Genomic DNA, 2,312 nt, shown 5'->3' on the forward strand with positions numbered 1-2,312 from the left:
CGTTATGGCGATTAGGCAGCATCTAAAATATGCCCCTCCAGGGTCTTGGGATGGGCTATTTATGTGGATACCCGCTTAAGTTGTTGCCGAAATTCAAGACTTTTGAGCCGGAATATCGTACAATTCCCATATGAAACCTGACCGTATCATTCAGAGGATTGCCGAGTGGGTGCAAAACCGGCCAGAGATTCAAGCCGCTGCGCTAGTGGGTTCGCAGGCGCGTGGTATGGCGCGGCCGGAATCGGATATTGACCTTGTCTTGTTGGTTACTGCGCCCGAGACATTCAAACTAGATGTAGGTTGGCTGCATGAAATTAACTGGGGCGTGATTGGCACGCGCCCGACCCTGTGGGTGGATGAGGATTACGGCGCGCTATGGTCACGCCGCTTATGGCTTGAGCCTGATGGCGACGAGATAGAATTTGGGTTTGCTTTGCCTGCATGGGCTGAGACGAGGCGCATTGATCCAGGGACCCGGCGCGTGATTGCCGATGGGTGCCGCATTCTTCACGATCCGCAAGGACTTTTTAGCCGTTTGTGCATCGCCGTCTGCGAGCAAGTGGCTTAGGTTACTTCCAGAAATCAAGACTTTCGGTAAGCTGGCTTGCCCTTGTCGAATCAAAGGCTTACACTTTCCGTAAGGTATGACCGGAACAGACCGCCCTTCCCGCCTGATCGGGTACGCCCGAGTCAGCACCTATGGCCAGACGCTCGATGCACAGCTTGAGCAGTTGAAGGCGGCCGGATGCGCGAAGATCTATCGGGAGAAAGTGACCGGAGCGCGGCCCGATCGCCGCGAGCTGTTGAAGCTGCTCAAATACGTGGGGGCTGACGATGTGGTGATGGTGACGCGGATCGATCGCCTGGCGCGCTCGACGTTCGACCTGTTCGCGATCGTCAAGCAGATCGCCGACGCCGGGGCACGGTTCCGCTCGTTGGCCGAACCGTGGGCCGATACCGGCACGAGCACCGGGCGGCTGATGCTGGCCGTGCTGGGTGGTCTGGCCGACGTTGAGCGTGATCTGATCCGTACCCGAACGGCTGAGGGCCGGAGCCGGGCCAAGGCACGCGGGCAACACATGGGCCGCCCTCCGGCCCTCACCCCACAGCAGCAGGACGAAGCCCGGCAACGTCGGGTCGAGGGGGCCACGTTGAAGGAACTGGCGCTCAGCTATAATGTTGGGATTGCAACGATAGCTAGGCTATCTCGCCATACTCATGCCGTCCGCGCGCCAACGTGACCCGCTCTAGGTAAGATAATCGTATGGCTCTGTTGGAATACCCTGGCGTCAAAACCCTTCCAAAGTATGAGGGGGCATTTCTTCGGTTCATGAACCCGTTATTGGATGCAATGCGCGAGAAGGGCGGTCAAGCGCGCCCCCGTGAAATCTATGATGCAATCGCACAGAATCTCAGTCTTTCCGAGGAAGAACGGACGGTCACGAACAAGAATGGATATCCACGGTTCGAAAATCAGATTGCGTGGGCGCGCTCATATTTGGTCAAAACTGGCTATCTGGACTCTCCCTCCCGAGGAGTTTGGAGGCTTACAGATAAGGGTAAAGATGCTCAGCTTGACGGACCTGATATCGATTTGATTTGGCGGCGTGTTATGGAAATGAACGCGCTTGCTAAGGCAAAGGCCGGCACGGAGATGGCGGTCGCAATCGACGCTGTTCCGGGGCGCGAGACCTTCATTAAGGACGAGGACGATGAGATCATTGCGCCATCGCCACAAACGTCGCCTTATAGTGATCACCGCCCATCATTGATAACCTTAATCGGAAGCATGACGCCTGCTGGCTTCGAAGATTTCTGTTCGGAACTTCTCGCCCGTGTGGGGGTGGAGGATGTTCTGACGACGAGGCACTCCAAGGATGGCGGCATAGATGGCACGGGTCGTTTGCGGATCAACGAGTTCGTGTCTCAGCCAATAGCCTTTCAAGCCAAGAAATATGATGTCTCCGGTCGTAAGGTATCATCGGAGGAGGTGCAGCGTTTTCGAGGAGCTATAGGCGGACATATTGCGAAAGGAATTTTCTTTACAACGACGACATTTTCCGAGGATGCGAGGCGTGAAGCAAGGGCGCTCGGAAAAATTGAAATTGAGCTTGTGGACCTCGATCGAATATTAGAGATCTGCGAGACTTACGAAATCGGGCTGATAGAACAAAAAATTCTCGTTACTGAGCCGTCTTTTTTTGAGCGTTTCCGACGTTAGAGACGGCTTTCCATAACACCCGTTCTCATACCGTCCGGAAAGCGGTCCATTTCTCGACACACCCCCCTGTGAGACGGAAAGGAATTTGGGA

General features: G+C 55.3%; 3 protein-coding genes. All 3 read left to right on the forward strand.

Features of this window, described 5'->3' with window-relative positions; translation table 11 throughout:
• Nucleotides 1-130 precede the first annotated feature (130 nt).
• On the forward strand, nt 131-568 hold the full coding sequence (locus ACP5E6_RS18405; protein WP_427956798.1) for a nucleotidyltransferase domain-containing protein: 438 nt from the start codon (nt 131-133) through the stop codon (nt 566-568).
• Nucleotides 569-644: 76 nt separating this feature from the next.
• Complete coding sequence (locus ACP5E6_RS18410) at nt 645-1,241, forward strand: recombinase family protein (protein ID WP_427956800.1); 597 nt, start codon at nt 645-647, stop codon at nt 1,239-1,241.
• Nucleotides 1,242-1,264: 23 nt separating this feature from the next.
• Nucleotides 1,265-2,221 (forward strand): winged helix-turn-helix domain-containing protein, encoded by a 957-nt coding sequence (locus ACP5E6_RS18415; RefSeq protein WP_427956802.1) that lies wholly within the window; start codon nt 1,265-1,267, stop codon nt 2,219-2,221.
• The last annotated feature ends 91 nt before the right edge of the window (nt 2,222-2,312 follow it).

It is taken from the genome of Acidiphilium sp., from assembly GCF_049977125.1.
Taxonomy (GTDB): domain Bacteria; phylum Pseudomonadota; class Alphaproteobacteria; order Acetobacterales; family Acetobacteraceae; genus Acidiphilium.

What these genes read in the sequence shown, in the direction of transcription:
- ACP5E6_RS18405 (WP_427956798.1), top strand. Translation starts at nt 131, where the DNA reads ATGAAACCTGACCGTATCATTCAGAGGATTGCCGAGTGGGTGCAAAAC.
- ACP5E6_RS18410 (WP_427956800.1), top strand. Translation starts at nt 645, where the DNA reads ATGACCGGAACAGACCGCCCTTCCCGCCTGATCGGGTACGCCCGAGTC.
- ACP5E6_RS18415 (WP_427956802.1), top strand. Translation starts at nt 1,265, where the DNA reads ATGGCTCTGTTGGAATACCCTGGCGTCAAAACCCTTCCAAAGTATGAG.